Source organism: Brevundimonas sp. AJA228-03 (genome assembly GCF_017795885.1).
GTDB lineage: Bacteria > Pseudomonadota > Alphaproteobacteria > Caulobacterales > Caulobacteraceae > Brevundimonas.
Map to the genome: position 1 here is coordinate 418013 of NZ_CP059297.1, position 13508 is coordinate 431520.

The 13508-nt window shown below is 67.7% G+C and carries 12 protein-coding genes and 1 pseudogene; 5 read left to right on the plus strand and 8 right to left on the minus strand.

Annotated elements, in window-relative coordinates; genetic code table 11:
* Positions 1-128: 128 nt before the first annotated feature.
* The 3 genes from HZ989_RS02220 to HZ989_RS02230 all read left to right on the plus strand — a co-directional run bounded on the left by HZ989_RS02220 (position 129) and on the right by HZ989_RS02230 (position 3464).
* Positions 129-1499 (plus strand): S41 family peptidase, encoded by a 1371-nt coding sequence (locus HZ989_RS02220; protein WP_209322023.1) that lies wholly within the window; start codon positions 129-131, stop codon positions 1497-1499.
* 191 nt (positions 1500-1690) lie between these two features.
* Complete coding sequence (locus tag HZ989_RS02225; RefSeq protein WP_209322024.1) at positions 1691-2890, plus strand: divergent polysaccharide deacetylase family protein; 1200 nt, start codon at positions 1691-1693, stop codon at positions 2888-2890.
* Positions 2891-2981: 91 nt separating this feature from the next.
* Positions 2982-3464 carry an RNA pyrophosphohydrolase gene (locus tag HZ989_RS02230; protein WP_209322025.1) on the plus strand — a complete coding sequence of 161 codons (483 nt, stop codon included), beginning with the start codon at positions 2982-2984 and terminating at the stop codon, positions 3462-3464.
* A gap of 14 nt (positions 3465-3478) precedes the next feature.
* Here HZ989_RS02230 and HZ989_RS02235 read toward each other — a convergent pair whose 3' ends face one another.
* The 8 genes and pseudogenes from HZ989_RS02235 to glpK form a co-directional block, all read right to left on the minus strand.
* Positions 3479-3733: a hypothetical protein gene (locus tag HZ989_RS02235; RefSeq protein ID WP_209322026.1), complete on the minus strand. Its 255-nt coding sequence runs from the start codon at positions 3731-3733 to the stop codon at positions 3479-3481.
* Positions 3734-4007: 274 nt separating this feature from the next.
* Entirely contained in the window at positions 4008-4277 is a 270-nt protein-coding gene (locus HZ989_RS02240; protein WP_209322027.1) for an ATP synthase F1 subunit epsilon, read from the minus strand.
* Positions 4277-5813, minus strand: a pseudogene (gene atpD / locus HZ989_RS02245) (F0F1 ATP synthase subunit beta). The gene HZ989_RS02240 and the pseudogene atpD overlap by 1 nt, the downstream one beginning before the upstream one ends.
* 44 nt (positions 5814-5857) lie before the next feature.
* Positions 5858-6736: a F0F1 ATP synthase subunit gamma gene (locus tag HZ989_RS02255; RefSeq protein ID WP_209322029.1), complete on the minus strand. Its 879-nt coding sequence runs from the start codon at positions 6734-6736 to the stop codon at positions 5858-5860.
* Positions 6737-6770: 34 nt separating this feature from the next.
* Positions 6771-8345 (minus strand): F0F1 ATP synthase subunit alpha, encoded by a 1575-nt coding sequence (locus HZ989_RS02260; RefSeq protein ID WP_245162424.1) that lies wholly within the window; start codon positions 8343-8345, stop codon positions 6771-6773.
* A 102-nt stretch (positions 8346-8447) separates the two neighbouring features.
* The gene (locus HZ989_RS02265) at positions 8448-9002 is read right to left on the minus strand and encodes a F0F1 ATP synthase subunit delta (RefSeq protein ID WP_209322030.1); all 555 of its coding nucleotides are present in this window, start codon (positions 9000-9002) and stop codon (positions 8448-8450) included.
* A gap of 252 nt (positions 9003-9254) precedes the next feature.
* Entirely contained in the window at positions 9255-10346 is a 1092-nt protein-coding gene (locus HZ989_RS02270) for a phosphotransferase (protein ID WP_209322031.1), read from the minus strand.
* Positions 10343-11836 carry a glycerol kinase GlpK gene (gene glpK, locus HZ989_RS02275; RefSeq protein WP_209322032.1) on the minus strand — a complete coding sequence of 498 codons (1494 nt, stop codon included), beginning with the start codon at positions 11834-11836 and terminating at the stop codon, positions 10343-10345. Before glpK ends, HZ989_RS02270 begins: the two co-directional genes overlap by 4 nt.
* Positions 11837-11880: 44 nt before the next feature.
* Here glpK and HZ989_RS02280 point away from each other — a divergent pair, with 44 nt between their 5' ends.
* Together HZ989_RS02280 and HZ989_RS02285 are read left to right on the plus strand one after the other, a co-directional pair.
* Entirely contained in the window at positions 11881-12885 is a 1005-nt protein-coding gene (locus tag HZ989_RS02280) for a threonine/serine dehydratase (RefSeq protein ID WP_209322033.1), read from the plus strand.
* Positions 12882-13340 carry a MaoC family dehydratase gene (locus HZ989_RS02285; RefSeq protein ID WP_209322034.1) on the plus strand — a complete coding sequence of 153 codons (459 nt, stop codon included), beginning with the start codon at positions 12882-12884 and terminating at the stop codon, positions 13338-13340. Before HZ989_RS02280 ends, HZ989_RS02285 begins: the two co-directional genes overlap by 4 nt.
* Positions 13341-13508: the final 168 nt, after the last annotated feature.

Here is a 13508-nt window from a genome sequence, read left to right on the forward strand (position 1 = left end):
CCCTTCCAATTCCGCTTCCCATGCCCGCCCCGCACTGATTTTATCCACCGACGCGACGTCGCCACGATTTCATCGTGACATGTCGTTCCATGACCCTGCCGCCGGGCCGGCGGGCTGAAAGAGACCGAATGCGTAAACTGTTCATCGTCGGCGGTGCCGTCCTCGCCCTGGGGCTCAGCGGCATGACCGTGGCGTCCCAGACGCCGAGGAACGAGACGTTCCGCATGCTGCAGCTGTTCGGCGATACCCTGGCGGTGGTCGAGCAGTATTATGTGGTCCCGGTCGACAACAAGAAGCTGATCGAGGCGGCCCTGGCGGGCATGATGACCGCGCTGGATCCGCATTCCAACTATCTGTCCCCGGACGGGTATGGCGACCTGCAGGAGCGGACGACCGGCGAATACTCCGGCGTCGGCCTGACCATCTCTGCCGAGGGCGGCGTGGTGAAAGTCATCTCGCCGATGGACGACAGCCCCGCCGCCCGCGCGGGCGTCAAGGCCGGGGACGTCATCTCGGCCATCGATGGCCAGAACGCCTCGGGTCTTACGGTGTCGCAGGTGTCGGACAGGCTGCGCGGTGCCATGGGCACATCGGTGAAGGTGACCTTCCTGCGCGACGGTGAGGACCCTCTGGAGACCACCCTGGTCCGTGAGGTCATCAAGGTCGAAAGCGTGACCGGCCGCCTGGAGGGCGATTTCGGCTATCTGCGCATCTCGACCTTCAACGAGAACACCGGGCGCGAACTGGCCGCCGCGATCCAGAAGATCAGGACCGAAAAGCCCGATGTGAAGGGCTTCGTGCTGGACCTGCGCAACAACGGAGGCGGCCTGCTGACCGCCGCCATCGACGTGTCCGATACCTTCCTGCAGCGTGGCGAGATCGTCAGCCAGCGGGGACGCAAGCCCGACCAGATCGAACGTTATGCCGCCCGGCCCGGAGACCTGACCGGCGGCCTGCCGCTGGTGGTGCTGATCAACTATGGATCGGCCTCGGCGTCCGAGATCGTCGCCGGCGCGCTGAAAGATCAGGAGCGGGCGACCCTCGTCGGCCTGACCAGCTTCGGAAAGGGCTCGGTCCAGACCGTGATCCCGCTCAGGAACGGTCAGGACGGTGCGCTGTCGATCACCACGGCGCGCTATTACACCCCGTCCGGCCGCTCGATCCAGAAGATCGGCATCGAGCCGGACCTGGAAGTCGCCCGCAACGCGGCGGAGGCCCGCATCGTCTCCCGCTCCAGCTTCATCTATTCCGAAGCCGCCTATGCCACGGCGCTGGACGCCTCGATCGGCGCGGAACGCAAGGGCGCCCATACGCCCCGCGAGGCCCCCGGCGAGGACTATGACAAGGACGCCGACTACCAGCTGCAGCGCGCGCTTGACGTGCTCCGCGCCGGTGGTGACCTGACCCGCCTGGCCGCCGCGCCCGACGGCATCGTCATCAACGACGGCACGATCCAGACGGCCGCGGTCGATACGACGGAAGAGCCAGAGGGCGAATAGGCAGGGCGCGAACCGGCAAGAAACGCGCTCAAGTCGGGAGGCTCCGCGAGCCGACCATCGCGCGCCGCATCAGCGGCCAGAAACATGCCTAACGCGCCGTTAGGCTTTCTTAACCGACGGCCGTTCATAGTCGTGGGCGAAGGTCGAGGTCCGGAAATCCGTCCGGGCCCTGTATCGAGCGTCCGCCCATCATGTTCGCCAAGCGCCAGTCCGCCCTCGCCGCCGCCGCCGGTGCCCCGCCTCCGGGTCGGGGTCTGAAGCTCGACTTCAAACCCGTCGGGGCGATGCTGAAGAAACCGCCCGTCGCCGTGGGGGCCGCTGGCCTGCTGCTGCTGGGCACCGTCGCCCTGTTCCTGACCGTGCTGGGCGACCCCCGGGCCGGCACGCCGTCGGCGCGCGTTTCCCTGCACCGCCCCGCCCCTGTCGCTCCCCCCGCGCCTTCGGGGCTGGAGGCGTTCAGCATGGGTGGATTCGGGGCCTGGCAGGGTCTGTCGGGGGTTCCCGTCGATCCCGCCACCGGCGCGGCCGGCGGCGACGCCCTGATCACCCTGCCCGACGGGGCCACCGTCGCAGGCGGCTCGGCCATCGCGGCCCCGCCCCAGCCGGCCCAGCCCCTGGTCGCGGCCCCCATCGCCGGTCTCAGCCAGCCGGGTCCGCTGGGGCCTCTGCCCGTCATCGCGCCCGACGGCCGCGTCCCGGCCCAGGCCTATGCCCGCCCCTTCCGCCCGAACGGCAAGCCGACGGTGGCCCTGATCGTCGGCGGACTCGGCCTCAACGCCGTGACCACCCGCGCCGCGATCGAGCGCCTGCCCGCCGAGGTCACCCTGTCCTTCGTGCCCTATGCCGAGGGCCTTCAGGGGTGGATCAACCTGGCCCGCGCGCAAGGGCACGAGGTGATGATCGAGATCCCGATGGAGCCGACCGGTTATCCCAACACCGACCCCGGGCCCTATACCCTGCTGAACAATGCCACCCCCGACGACGTCCAGGCCAAGATGAACTGGCTGCTGGGCCGCGCGACCGGCTATTTCGGGGTCACCAACTATCTCGGCGACCGGTTCGTGACCTCCGACACGGGCATGAGCGCCTTCCTCGGCATCCTGCGCCAGCGCGGCATCGCCTTCCTCGACGATGGCTCGGCCCGTCGCCGGCCGGGGGCCTGGGCCCGCGCCAGCGCCGACAGCATCATCGATGAGACCCAGACCCCCGCCGCCATCATCGGGGCCCTCAACATGCTGGAAGCCACCGCCAAGACCCGCGGCGCGGCGATGGGGACCGGCTTCGCCTATCCCGTGACGGTCGAGGCCGCCGCCCGCTGGACCGCCGGTCTGGAAGCCCGCGGTCTGCAACTGGCCCCGGCGTCGGCGATGACGCAGAGGCCGGGAAGATAGGGATTAGGGATTAGGGAAAAGGACGCTCTGCTCGGCGCAGGGGTGCCGACCCTCTTGCTTCATGATCCCTAATCCCCAATCCCTAATCCCAATGCCCTCCTTCCCCAAACACCGCCCCAACGTCGGCGTCGTCCTGTTCAATGCCGCAGGCCAGGTCTGGTACGGCCATCGCGCCGGTCAACCGACGGACCATGCTTGGCAGTTCCCGCAAGGCGGGGTGGACAGGGGCGAGGACCTCGAGGCCGCCGCCCGACGCGAGCTGGAGGAAGAGACCGGTGTCACCTCTGCCGCGCTGATCGGCCGCACCGAAGGCTGGATCGTCTACGACTTCCCCGAGGCCCTGAAACTGGCGCACCGGCTCGAGGGCCGGAAGCCCTGGGACGGCCAGAAGCAGGTCTGGTTCGCCTTCCGCTTCACCGGCGACGAGGCCGAGATCGCCCTGAACCGCCACGACGAGATCGAGTTCGACGCCTGGCGCTGGGGCGAGCTGTCGGAGGCCTGCGACCTGATCGTGCCGTTCAAGCGCGCGGCCTATGAACAGGTCGTGGCGGCGTTCAGCCGGTTCACGCCCTGATCCTCCCCCGTTCGCTACGCTCGGGATGAGGATCGCCGCAACGCCAGCCGGACCAGCCCCGCCACCGCCACCAGCGCCCAGGCCCCCTCCATCAGCGCCGCCGACAGGTTGAAGTCCACCGACAACGACCACAGGATCAGCAGCGCGCCGACGAGGTTCAGGCACAGGGCGGGCCATTGTTTGGGATCGAGCCGCCCCGCCGTCGCCCCGGCATAGGCCACCAGGATCAGCAGGACGCCGAAGATGCCGAGAAGGTCAGGTAGGGACATGGTGATCCTTAGCTCGAGGCAACGCTCGCGGCCACAGGTGCGGGCTTCAAAGATGAAGGGCGTCGACGCCGCACCTTGTCATCCCGGCCGAAGCGAAGCGGAGAGCCGGGACGAGACAGGACTCCAAAAAAACTCCCGGGCAGCTCGCAGAGCTGAACCGGGAGACGGGTGGCTTCGACCCTGCTCCCGGACAGGCTCCGCCTTCCGGGAGGGATCGTCCTCGGGGCGTCACCATCCCCGATAGCCGCTGCGCGGCTTCGGGAATGACAAGCCCTTAAGCCGCGGCTGTTTCCGTGGCTTCCTCGGCCAGGATGGACAGGCCGGCGGGGGTCACGTCGGCGAAGCCTCCGCGCACCGTAAAGGTCCGCCGCGACGCGCCGTCGAACACCGTGACCGGGCCTTCGCGCAGGGCGGTCATGAAGGGCGCGTGGTCGGCCAGGACGCCGAAGTCACCCTCGACGCCCGGCGCATCGACCTGATCGACGAGGCCGGAGAAGACCTCGCGTTCCGGCGAGACCAGCGAAAAGCTGAGCTTGCCCGCCATTACGCTGCGTCCGCCGCCAGCTTCTGGGCCTTCTCGACGGCTTCCTCGATGGGGCCGACCATATAGAAGGCGGCTTCGGGCAGGTGGTCGTATTCACCGGCGACGATGCCCTTGAAACCACGAATGGTTTCGGCCAGAGGCACGTACTTGCCTGGCGAGCCCGTGAACACTTCGGCCACGTGGAAAGGCTGCGACAGGAAACGCTGGATCTTTCGCGCGCGGGCGACACGATCAGCTTGTCCTCTTCCGACAGCTCGTCCATGCCCAGGATGGCGATGATGTCCTTCAGGGCCTTGTACTGCTGCAGCGTACCTTGCACCGCACGGGCCGTGGCGTAGTGGTCTTCGCCCACGACGTTCGGGTCCAGCTGGCGGCTGGTGGAGTCCAGTGGGTCCACGGCAGGGTAGATACCCAGCGAGGCGATGTCACGCGACAGCACCACGGTGGAGTCCAAGTGGGCGAACGTGGTGGCAGGCGAAGGATCGGTCAAGTCATCGGCAGGCACGTACACGGCCTGGATGGAGGTGATCGAGCCGACCTTGGTCGACGTAATACGCTCTTGCAGACGGCCCATTTCTTCGGCCAGCGTAGGCTGGTAGCCCACGGCGGAAGGCATACGGCCCAGCAGAGCGGACACTTCGGTACCGGCCAGCGTGTAGCGGTAGATGTTGTCCACGAAGAACAGCACGTCACGGCCTTCGTCACGGAAGGACTCGGCGATGGTCAGACCGGTCAGCGCCACACGCAGACGGTTGCCTGGGGGCTCGTTCATCTGGCCGTACACCATGGCAACCTTGGACTCTTCGAGCTTCTCCAGGTTCACCACGCCGGAATCGGCCATTTCATGGTAGAAGTCGTTCCCTTCACGGGTACGCTCGCCCACACCAGCGAACACCGACAGACCGCTGTGGGCCTTGGCGATGTTGTTGATGAGTTCCTGCATGTTCACGGTCTTGCCCACACCGGCGCCGCCGAACAGGCCGATCTTGCCGCCCTTGGTGTAGGGGCAGATCAGGTCGATGACCTTGATGCCGGTGACCAGGATTTCCGACGAGGTCGACTGTTCCTCGAAGCTGGGCGCCTCGCGGTGGATCGGGCGGAACATCGTCGTCTTCAGCGGGCCCTGTTCGTCGATCGGCGCGCCGACGACGTTCATGATGCGACCCAGGGTGCCCGGACCGACGGGCACCGATATCTGCGCGCCGGTGTCGATGACCGGCTGGCCGCGGGTCAGACCCTCGGTCGCGTCCATCGCGATGGTGCGGACGGTGTTCTCGCCGAGTGCTGGGCGACTTCGAACCAGGGTGAAGCGGCTTGTCGCCGTTCCTGGTCGACGTTCTGGGTTTCCAGCGCGTTCAGGATGGCGGGCAGCTGGCCGGTGAACTCCACGTCCACGACGGCGCCGATGACCTGGGCGATCTTGCCCACGCCGGTGCCGGCGGTGACCACGGCATTGCCGGTGGCGGCGGCGGCTTTCGGTGCCTTGGGAGCGGCAGGCTTCCGGGCGGCGGGCTTCTTGGCGACGGTGTCGGTCATCGGTCGGGGTCCGTTCTTATCGTGTGTCTGTCAGGATCGGAGGATCAGAGCGCTTCCGCGCCGGCGATGATCTCGATCAGTTCGGTTGTGATCTGGGCCTGGCGCTTGCGGTTGTATGTCAGCCGGAGCGAGGTGATGAGTTCGCCCGCGTTGCGGGTGGCGTTGTCCATGGCGCCCATCTGGGCCCCGAAGAAGCTGGCCTGGTTCTCATATAACGCGGCCAGGACCTGGGTTGTCAGGTTGCGCGGCAGCAGCACGTCGAGGATCTCCTCCTCCGACGGCTCATAGTCATAGACCGCACCGTTCAGGTCGACCGGGGGGGCGTCGCCATCGACCACGGCGGGGATCAGCTGCCTGGGCGTCGGCACCTGGGAGATCACCGACTGGAAGCGGCTGTAGAACAGGGTCACGACGTCGGCGTTTCCGGCCTCGAACTCCTCGGCGATCAGACGGGCGATCGGCTCGGCGGTCGTCATGCCGATGACCTTGTGGTCCGACAGTTCGAACGTCCGGATGATCCGGCCGCCATACAGGCGGGTCAGGCCGTCGCGGACCTTGCGGCCCACGGCGACGATCCGGACGTCCTTGCCGTTGGCGATCAGGGTGTTGATCCGTTCCTTGGCGGCGCGGATGACGTTGGTGTTGAACCCGCCGGCCAGACCCTTGTCGCCCGTGGCCACCACGACCAGGTGCTTCTGGTCCTTGCCCGTGCCGGACAGCAGTTTGGGGGCACCGTCGCCCGACACGCCCGCCGCCAGATTGGCGATGACGGCGGCCATCTTGCGGGCATAGGGACGCGCGCTTTCGGCCTGCCCCTGGGCACGCTTCAGCTTGGCCGCGGCGACCATGTTCAGCGCCTTCGTGATCTTCTGCGTGGACTTCACGCTTTCGATCCGGTTGCGCATTTCCTTGAGGCTGGCCATCGGGCGCTACTCTCTCAGCTTTCCGGGGTCAGACTTAGGCGAAGGTCTTGGCGAAGGCTTCGATCGCGGCCTTCAGCTCGGCTTCCAGCTCCCTGGACAGGGCCTTGGTCGACTTGATGGCGTCCAGCGTCGACTGATGGGCCGAGTGCATCCGGGCCAGCAGTTCGGCCTCGAAGCGACCGATGTCGGCCACGGCGATCTTGTCGAGGTAGCCGCGCGTGCCGGCATAGACCGAGACGACCTGCTCCTCGACGGTCAGCGGCGAGTACTGTGCCTGCTTGAGCAGTTCGGTCACGCGGGCACCGCGGTCCAGCTGCTTGCGGGTGGCTTCGTCCAGGTCGGAAGCGAACTGCGCGAACGCAGCCAGCTCACGGTACTGGGCCAGGTCGGTACGGATACCACCGGACATGTTCTTCACCAGCTTGGTCTGGGCAGCACCACCGACGCGGGACACCGAGATACCGGCGTTGATGGCGGGGCGGATACCAGCGTTGAACAGCGAGGTTTCCAGGAAGATCTGGCCGTCGGTGATCGAGATCACGTTGGTGGGCACGAAGGCGGACACGTCGCCGGCTTGCGTTTCGATGATCGGCAGTGCGGTCAGCGAACCGGTCTTGCCCTTGACTTCACCCTTGGTGAAGGCTTCGACGTAGTCGGCGTTCACGCGGGCTGCGCGTTCGAGCAGGCGGCTGTGGAGATAGAACACGTCGCCAGGGTAGGCTTCGCGGCCTGGTGGACGGCGCAGCAGCAGCGACACTTGGCGGTAAGCCACGGCCTGCTTCGACAGATCGTCATAGATGATCAGGGCGTGCATGCCGTTGTCGCGGAAGAACTCGCCCATGGCGTGCAGCCGGAGTAGGCCGACACGTACTGCATGGCAGCCGATTCGGAAGCCGATGCGGCCACCACGATCGTGTATTCCATGGCACCGGCTTGTTCCAGCGCGCGCACCACGTTCTTGATCGACGGTCGAGCGCTTCTGGCCGATGGCGACGTAGATGCAGTAAAGCTTCTCGCCTTCCGAGGCACCTTCGACGTTGATCGACTTCTGGTTCAGGATCGCGTCGATGGCCACGGCGGTCTTGCCGATCTGGCGGTCGCCGATGATCAGCTCGCGCTGGCCGCGGCCGACGGGGATCAGGGTGTCGATGGCCTTCAGGCCGGTCTGCATCGGCTCGTGCACCGATTTCCGGGGGATGATGCCCGGAGCCTTCACGTCCACGCGGCGGCGCTCGGTGAACTGGATCGGGCCCTTGCCGTCGATCGGCTCGCCCAGCGGGTTGACCACGCGACCCAGCAGGCCCTTGCCGACCGGCACGTCCACGATCTCGCCCAGGCGGCGGACCTCATCGCCCTCGGCGATCTGGGCGTCGGCACCGAAGATCACGGCCCCGACGTTGTCGCGTTCCAGATTCAGGGCCATGCCCTTCACGCCGGCCTTGGGGAATTCGATCATCTCGCCGGCCTGGACGTTGTCCAGACCGTGGATGCGGGCGATGCCGTCGCCGACCGACAGGACCTGACCCACGTCGGAAACATCGGCTTCGACGCCGAAGTTGGCGATCTGGGACTTGAGGATGGCCGAAATCTCGGCGGCGCGGATGTCCATGGTCGGGCTCTCTGGCTTTCGTCTTCCTGGGCGTCGGCGGCGAGGCCGACGGTCAAATCGTGGTGCAGCCTATGCGCGCTGCCGTCGGGTTTATGAAGCGGATCAAGCCCGCTTCAGGGCGAACTTCATCTGGTCGAGCTTGGTCTTCAGCGAGGCGTCGAACAGTTTCGAGCCGACCTTGACCTTCAGTCCGCCGAGGATCGAGGGATCGACGCGGGCGGTCATTTCCGGATCCTTGCCGAGCGCGGTCGTCAGGGCGGTCTTGATGGCCTTCAGCTGGGTCGCCGTAAGGGCCTGGGCCGAGACGACCTCGGCCGCCACAACGCCGGTGTGGCGCGCATACAGGGCCTCGAAGCCGGTGATGACGCCGCCGAGGTCGCGGGCGCGGCCGTTCTGGGCTAGCAGACCCAGGAAATTCCTCGTGGTCGTCTCGAACTTCGCGGCTGTGGCGATGGCGGTCAGGCCCTTTCCCTGATCCTCGGCCGACAGGATCGGCGACGTGGCCATGCGGCGCAGGTCGGCGCTCTCGACCCAGGCCGCCTTCAGCGACTTCAGATCGGCGCGGACGGCGTCCAGCCGGCCCGTTTCCAGGGCGAGATCGAACAGCGCCTGGGCATAGCGCGCGCCGACTTCCGTCGTTCTGAAATCGTCAGCCAAGGCCTGTCCGTCCGAATACGTATCTGTTCAAACGACCGGCCGCGAGCCTCGCGCCGGTCAAAGGCTTGAAATGCTTAAGGAAAGCACGCCAGTGGCTGTTTCATCCGAAACACCCTCTGGAAGCCGGGCGCCTGATAGCATGGGCTTTTGCCGGTCGCAACCGACGGGGCGCGGGTCGGGGGACCTGCTCCGGAGCCTGATCCACACTTTCGGTCTGACCCGCGACGGGGGTCCAGCTCAAACGATCAGGCTCTACGCCCCCGCCTTCTTCGCAAAGCCCCAGGCCGCGGCGGCCAGGGGTTCGACCTGTGCGGCCATGGAGCGCGCCTGGGGCGAGGCGGCGGTGCCATCTCGCACCCGCCCGGCGATGCCTTGGCAGATGGCGGCGAGGCGGAACAGGTTGTAGGCGAACAGCCAGTCCAGATGCGCGGGGGCTGCCGTCCCCGACTGCTCGCAGTAGCGGGCGACTGTCTCCTCGACCGAGGGAATGCCCAGCGCCTCCAGATCGGCACCCCCCAGACCGTTTCGAAGTGTCGCAGGGATGGCCCAGCCGATCAGCAGATAGGACAGGTCCGCCAGCGGATCGCCCAGGGTCGACAGCTCCCAGTCCAGAACGGCCCGAACCTGCGCCGTGTCGGGAGCCATGATCAGGTTGTCCAGCCGGAAGTCGCCGTGAACGATGCGCGTCGGCCCCTGTGGCGGCAGGTCCTGGGGCAGGAAGGCGATCAGCCGATCCATGTCGGCGACAGGGCCCGTTTCCGACGCCCGGTACTGTTTGGTCCAGCGCGCGGTCTGGCGCTCGAAATAGTTGCCGGGGCGGCCGTAGTCGCCCAAGCCGATAGCGTCCGGATCGAACCGGTGCAGCGCTGCCAGGGCATCGACCTGGGCCCGGTAGATCGCGCCTCGCTCCCCGGGCTCCATGCCGGGCAGCTTCAGGTCCCACAGCACCCGGCCCTCGACTTTGGCCATGACATAGAACATCGAGCCGATCACGGTCTCGTCGACACACAGCGCATGGGGCCGGGCCACGGGGTAGTCCTGCGCGTACAGGGCCGAGATGACGGTGTATTCGCGGTCGACGGCGTGGGCGCTGGGCAGCAGGGTGCCGGGCGGCTTGCGCCGCAGCACATAGGCGGCCCCGGGCGTGACCAGCTCATAGGTCGGGTTGGACTGTCCGCCCTTGAACTGACGGATCGTCAGAGGCCCGCCATAGCCATCGACGTGGTCGACCATCCAGCGGTCCAGGGCCACCTCGTCCAACCGGTATCGGGCATCGACCTCGCGGGTGCCTGAGAAAGTGGACTGGGCGTCTTCGATGGCGGCGGCGGTGTCGGTCTGGGTCATGCGGCGGCGATGATGGCGGCGTTCACCGCGCGACGCCAGCCCTCGAGCAGCCGGATGCGTTCGACCTCGTCCATGCGCGGTGTCCAGACGGCGGGAGCCTCGTCGTTGTGGGGCTCCAGACTGTCGATCAGCCCGGCGCCCCGCGCTGCCAGACGGGCCGCCCCCAGGGCGGTCATCTCCTGAAACGCCGGACGTTCGACCGGCACGCCGCAGATGTCGGCCACGAACTGCATGGCGAAGGCGTTGGCGGTGACGCCGCCGTCGACCTTCAGGACCTTCAACGGCGGGGCCCCGTCCTTTTCGAGCGCGTCCAGGAGGTCGCGTGTCTGATAGGCCAGGGCCTCCAGGGCCGCGCGGACGAAATGCGCCGGCCTCGCATCCCGCGTCAGGCCGATGACCGTCCCGCGCGCGTCCGGCTCCCACCAGGGCGCGCCCAGGCCCGTGAAGCCGGGCACCAGATAGACGCCGCCGTTGTCGGCCAGGGTCTGGGCCACCGCCTCCGACTGGCGACTGTCGGTGATCATTCCGACCCCGTCCCGCAGCCACTGGATCGCCGACCCCGCCGAGAAGATCGATCCCTCCAGCGCATAGGCGACGGCCCCGCCGACCGAATAGCCCGGCGTGCCCAGAAGGCGGCTGGACGAGGACACCGGCGCATCGCCGACATTGGCGACCAGGAAGGCCCCGGTGCCGTAGGTGATCTTGGCGTCTCCGGGCTTCAGCGCGCCGTGGCCGACCAGCGCCGCCTGCTGGTCCCCCGCCGAGCCCGTGATCGGCAGGGCGCAGCCGAACAGGGCGGGGTCGCACGCGCCCATCGGGCCGGCACAGCCGACGATGCGCGGCAGGGCGGCTTTCGGCACGTCGAACAGGTCGCACAGGTCGTCGCGCCACTGGAGGGTATGCAGGTCCATCAGCGAGGTGCGCGACGCATTTGTCGCGTCCGTGACGTGGCTGGCCCCGCCGGTCAGCTTCCAGATCAGCCACGACTCGATCGTACCTAGCAGGACCTCGCCGCCGGCCGCGCGCGCGCGCGCGCCGGGCACCGCATCCAGCAGCCAGGCGAACTTGGTCGCGGAAAAGTAGGGGTCGAGGATCAGGCCCGTCGCCGCCTGGACCATCGCCTCATGGCCCTCGGCCGCCAGCCGGGTCGTGACCGCGGTCGTGCGGCGGTCCTGCCAGACGATGGCCCGGTGCAGGGGCTCGCCGGTCGTGGCGTCCCACAGGACGGAGGTCTCCCGCTGGTTGGTGATGCCGATGGCGGAGAAGCGCCCGACACCCCCGGCCTTCCCGATCACCTCGCGACAGGTCTGGACCGTCGCGGTCCAGATCTCGGCGGCGTCATGCTCGACCCAGCCGGACTTCGGGAAATGCTGGGTCAGTTCGATCTGGCTGACCGCGATGGGATGCAGGCCGTGGTCGTCCCGGAGCTCGAAAGCGATGGCGCGGGTGGAGGTGGTGCCCTGGTCGATGGCGAGGATGCAGGTCGTCATGCCGCCACCTTACGCGCACCACCGTCATCGGGTTAAGTGGGACCATGACCGATCGCATCGCTTCGTATGAAGGCGTCCTGGACGCCGCCCGCCAGATCGCCCCGGCGGCCGTCCGCACGCCCCTGATCGAGAGCCCGGCGCTGAACGCACGGACGGGCGGGCGCATCCTGCTGAAGGCCGAGACGCTGCAGGTTGCCGGTGCGTTCAAGTTTCGCGGGGCCTACAACCGCATCAGCCGCCTGACCGCGACCGAGCTGGCCAGCGGCGTCGTCGCCTTCTCGTCCGGCAACCATGCCCAGGGGGTGGCGGCGGCGGCGAAGCTGATGGGCACGCGGGCGGTGATCGTGATGCCGGCCGACAGCCCCGCGATCAAGATCGAGGGCGTGAAGGCCTTCGGCGGCGAGGTCCGCCTCTACGACCGCTGGACCGAAAGCCGGGAGGAGATCGGGGCCCAGGTGGCCCGGGAGCGAGGCTCCGTGCTCGTCCCTCCTTTCGACGACCCCTACGTCATCGAGGGTCAGGGCACGACGGCGCTGGAACTGCTGGACCAGGCCGATGGCCCGATCGATCAGCTGATCTGCTGCTGTTCCGGCGGCGGGCTGATGGCGGGGATCAATCTGGTGCTGGAGGCACGGAGCCCCCGGACGAAGAGCTGGGCGGTGGAGCCCGAAGCCTTCGACGACACGGCCCGGTCGCTGGCGGCCGGTGAGCGCGTGGGGCATCCGAAGGGGCCGCCATCGATCTGCGACGCGCTGCAGACGCCGGTCCCCGGCGTCCTGACCTTTCCGATCAACCGGCGCGTCCTGACCGGGGCCGTCACTATCTCCGACCAGGACGCGGCCGATGCCGTGGCCTATGCCTTTCGCACCCTGAAGCTCGTGGTCGAGCCGGGGGGCGCGGCAGCGCTCGCCGCCGTGCTGGCGGGCAAGGTCGAGACGACCGGTCTGACGACGGCGGTGATCCTTTCGGGCGGCAACATCGACCCCGGACTGTTCTCGCAAATCATAGAGGGTCGATTCCGGCCCGGGCCCCAGGGAGACGCTGCATGACCAAAACATCCGACCTTCAATCCCTGATCGGCACCGAGATCGGCGTCTCGAAATGGATCCTGGTGGACCAGGCGCGCATCGACGCCTTCGCCGAGATCACCGAGGACCGGCAGTTCATCCACATCGATCCGGAAGCCGCCCGGGCCACGCCGTTCGGCGGCACCATCGCCCATGGTTTCCTGACCCTCAGCCTCGCCTCGGCCATGTCCTATGATGCGGTCAAGCCGCTGGAGGGCGTCGTGATGGGCGTCAACTATGGCTTCGACAAGCTGCGATTCCTCGCCCCCGTGCCGGCCGGATCGAAGATCCGGGGCCGGTTCAGACTGCTGGGCGCCGAGGACAAGGGTGGCGGGCGCTGGCTCCTCAAACACGAGCTGACGGTCGAGATAGAAGGGGCGGAGAAGCCGGCCCTGATCGCGGAGTGGCTGGGGATGCAGGTGGTCGCGGGCGGCTGATGACGGTGGACGCTCCAGAGCGGGTGGCCGATAAACCCATGACGTCCATACGGTAATCGACGCACAGCAGCACCACGGCACGACCTTCCTGCGTCTGGCCTATCCGGTCGCCGTGCTCGCCGCATGGACGGCGCTCGACCTGTTCCAGCGCGTCCGGGGCCGCGAGGG

Excerpts from the sequence above, each read along its gene's own strand:
- HZ989_RS02220 (WP_209322023.1), top strand. The coding sequence starts at position 129 with ATGCGTAAACTGTTCATCGTCGGCGGTGCCGTCCTCGCCCTGGGGCTC.
- HZ989_RS02225 (WP_209322024.1), top strand. The coding sequence starts at position 1,691 with ATGTTCGCCAAGCGCCAGTCCGCCCTCGCCGCCGCCGCCGGTGCCCCG.
- HZ989_RS02230 (WP_209322025.1), top strand. The coding sequence starts at position 2,982 with ATGCCCTCCTTCCCCAAACACCGCCCCAACGTCGGCGTCGTCCTGTTC.
- HZ989_RS02235 (WP_209322026.1), bottom strand. The coding sequence starts at position 3,733 with ATGTCCCTACCTGACCTTCTCGGCATCTTCGGCGTCCTGCTGATCCTG.
- HZ989_RS02240 (WP_209322027.1), bottom strand. The coding sequence starts at position 4,277 with ATGGCGGGCAAGCTCAGCTTTTCGCTGGTCTCGCCGGAACGCGAGGTC.
- HZ989_RS02255 (WP_209322029.1), bottom strand. The coding sequence starts at position 6,736 with ATGGCCAGCCTCAAGGAAATGCGCAACCGGATCGAAAGCGTGAAGTCC.
- HZ989_RS02260 (WP_245162424.1), bottom strand. The coding sequence starts at position 8,345 with ATGGACATCCGCGCCGCCGAGATTTCGGCCATCCTCAAGTCCCAGATC.
- HZ989_RS02270 (WP_209322031.1), bottom strand. The coding sequence starts at position 10,346 with ATGACCCAGACCGACACCGCCGCCGCCATCGAAGACGCCCAGTCCACT.
- glpK (WP_209322032.1), bottom strand. The coding sequence starts at position 11,836 with ATGACGACCTGCATCCTCGCCATCGACCAGGGCACCACCTCCACCCGC.
- HZ989_RS02280 (WP_209322033.1), top strand. The coding sequence starts at position 11,881 with ATGACCGATCGCATCGCTTCGTATGAAGGCGTCCTGGACGCCGCCCGC.
- HZ989_RS02285 (WP_209322034.1), top strand. The coding sequence starts at position 12,882 with ATGACCAAAACATCCGACCTTCAATCCCTGATCGGCACCGAGATCGGC.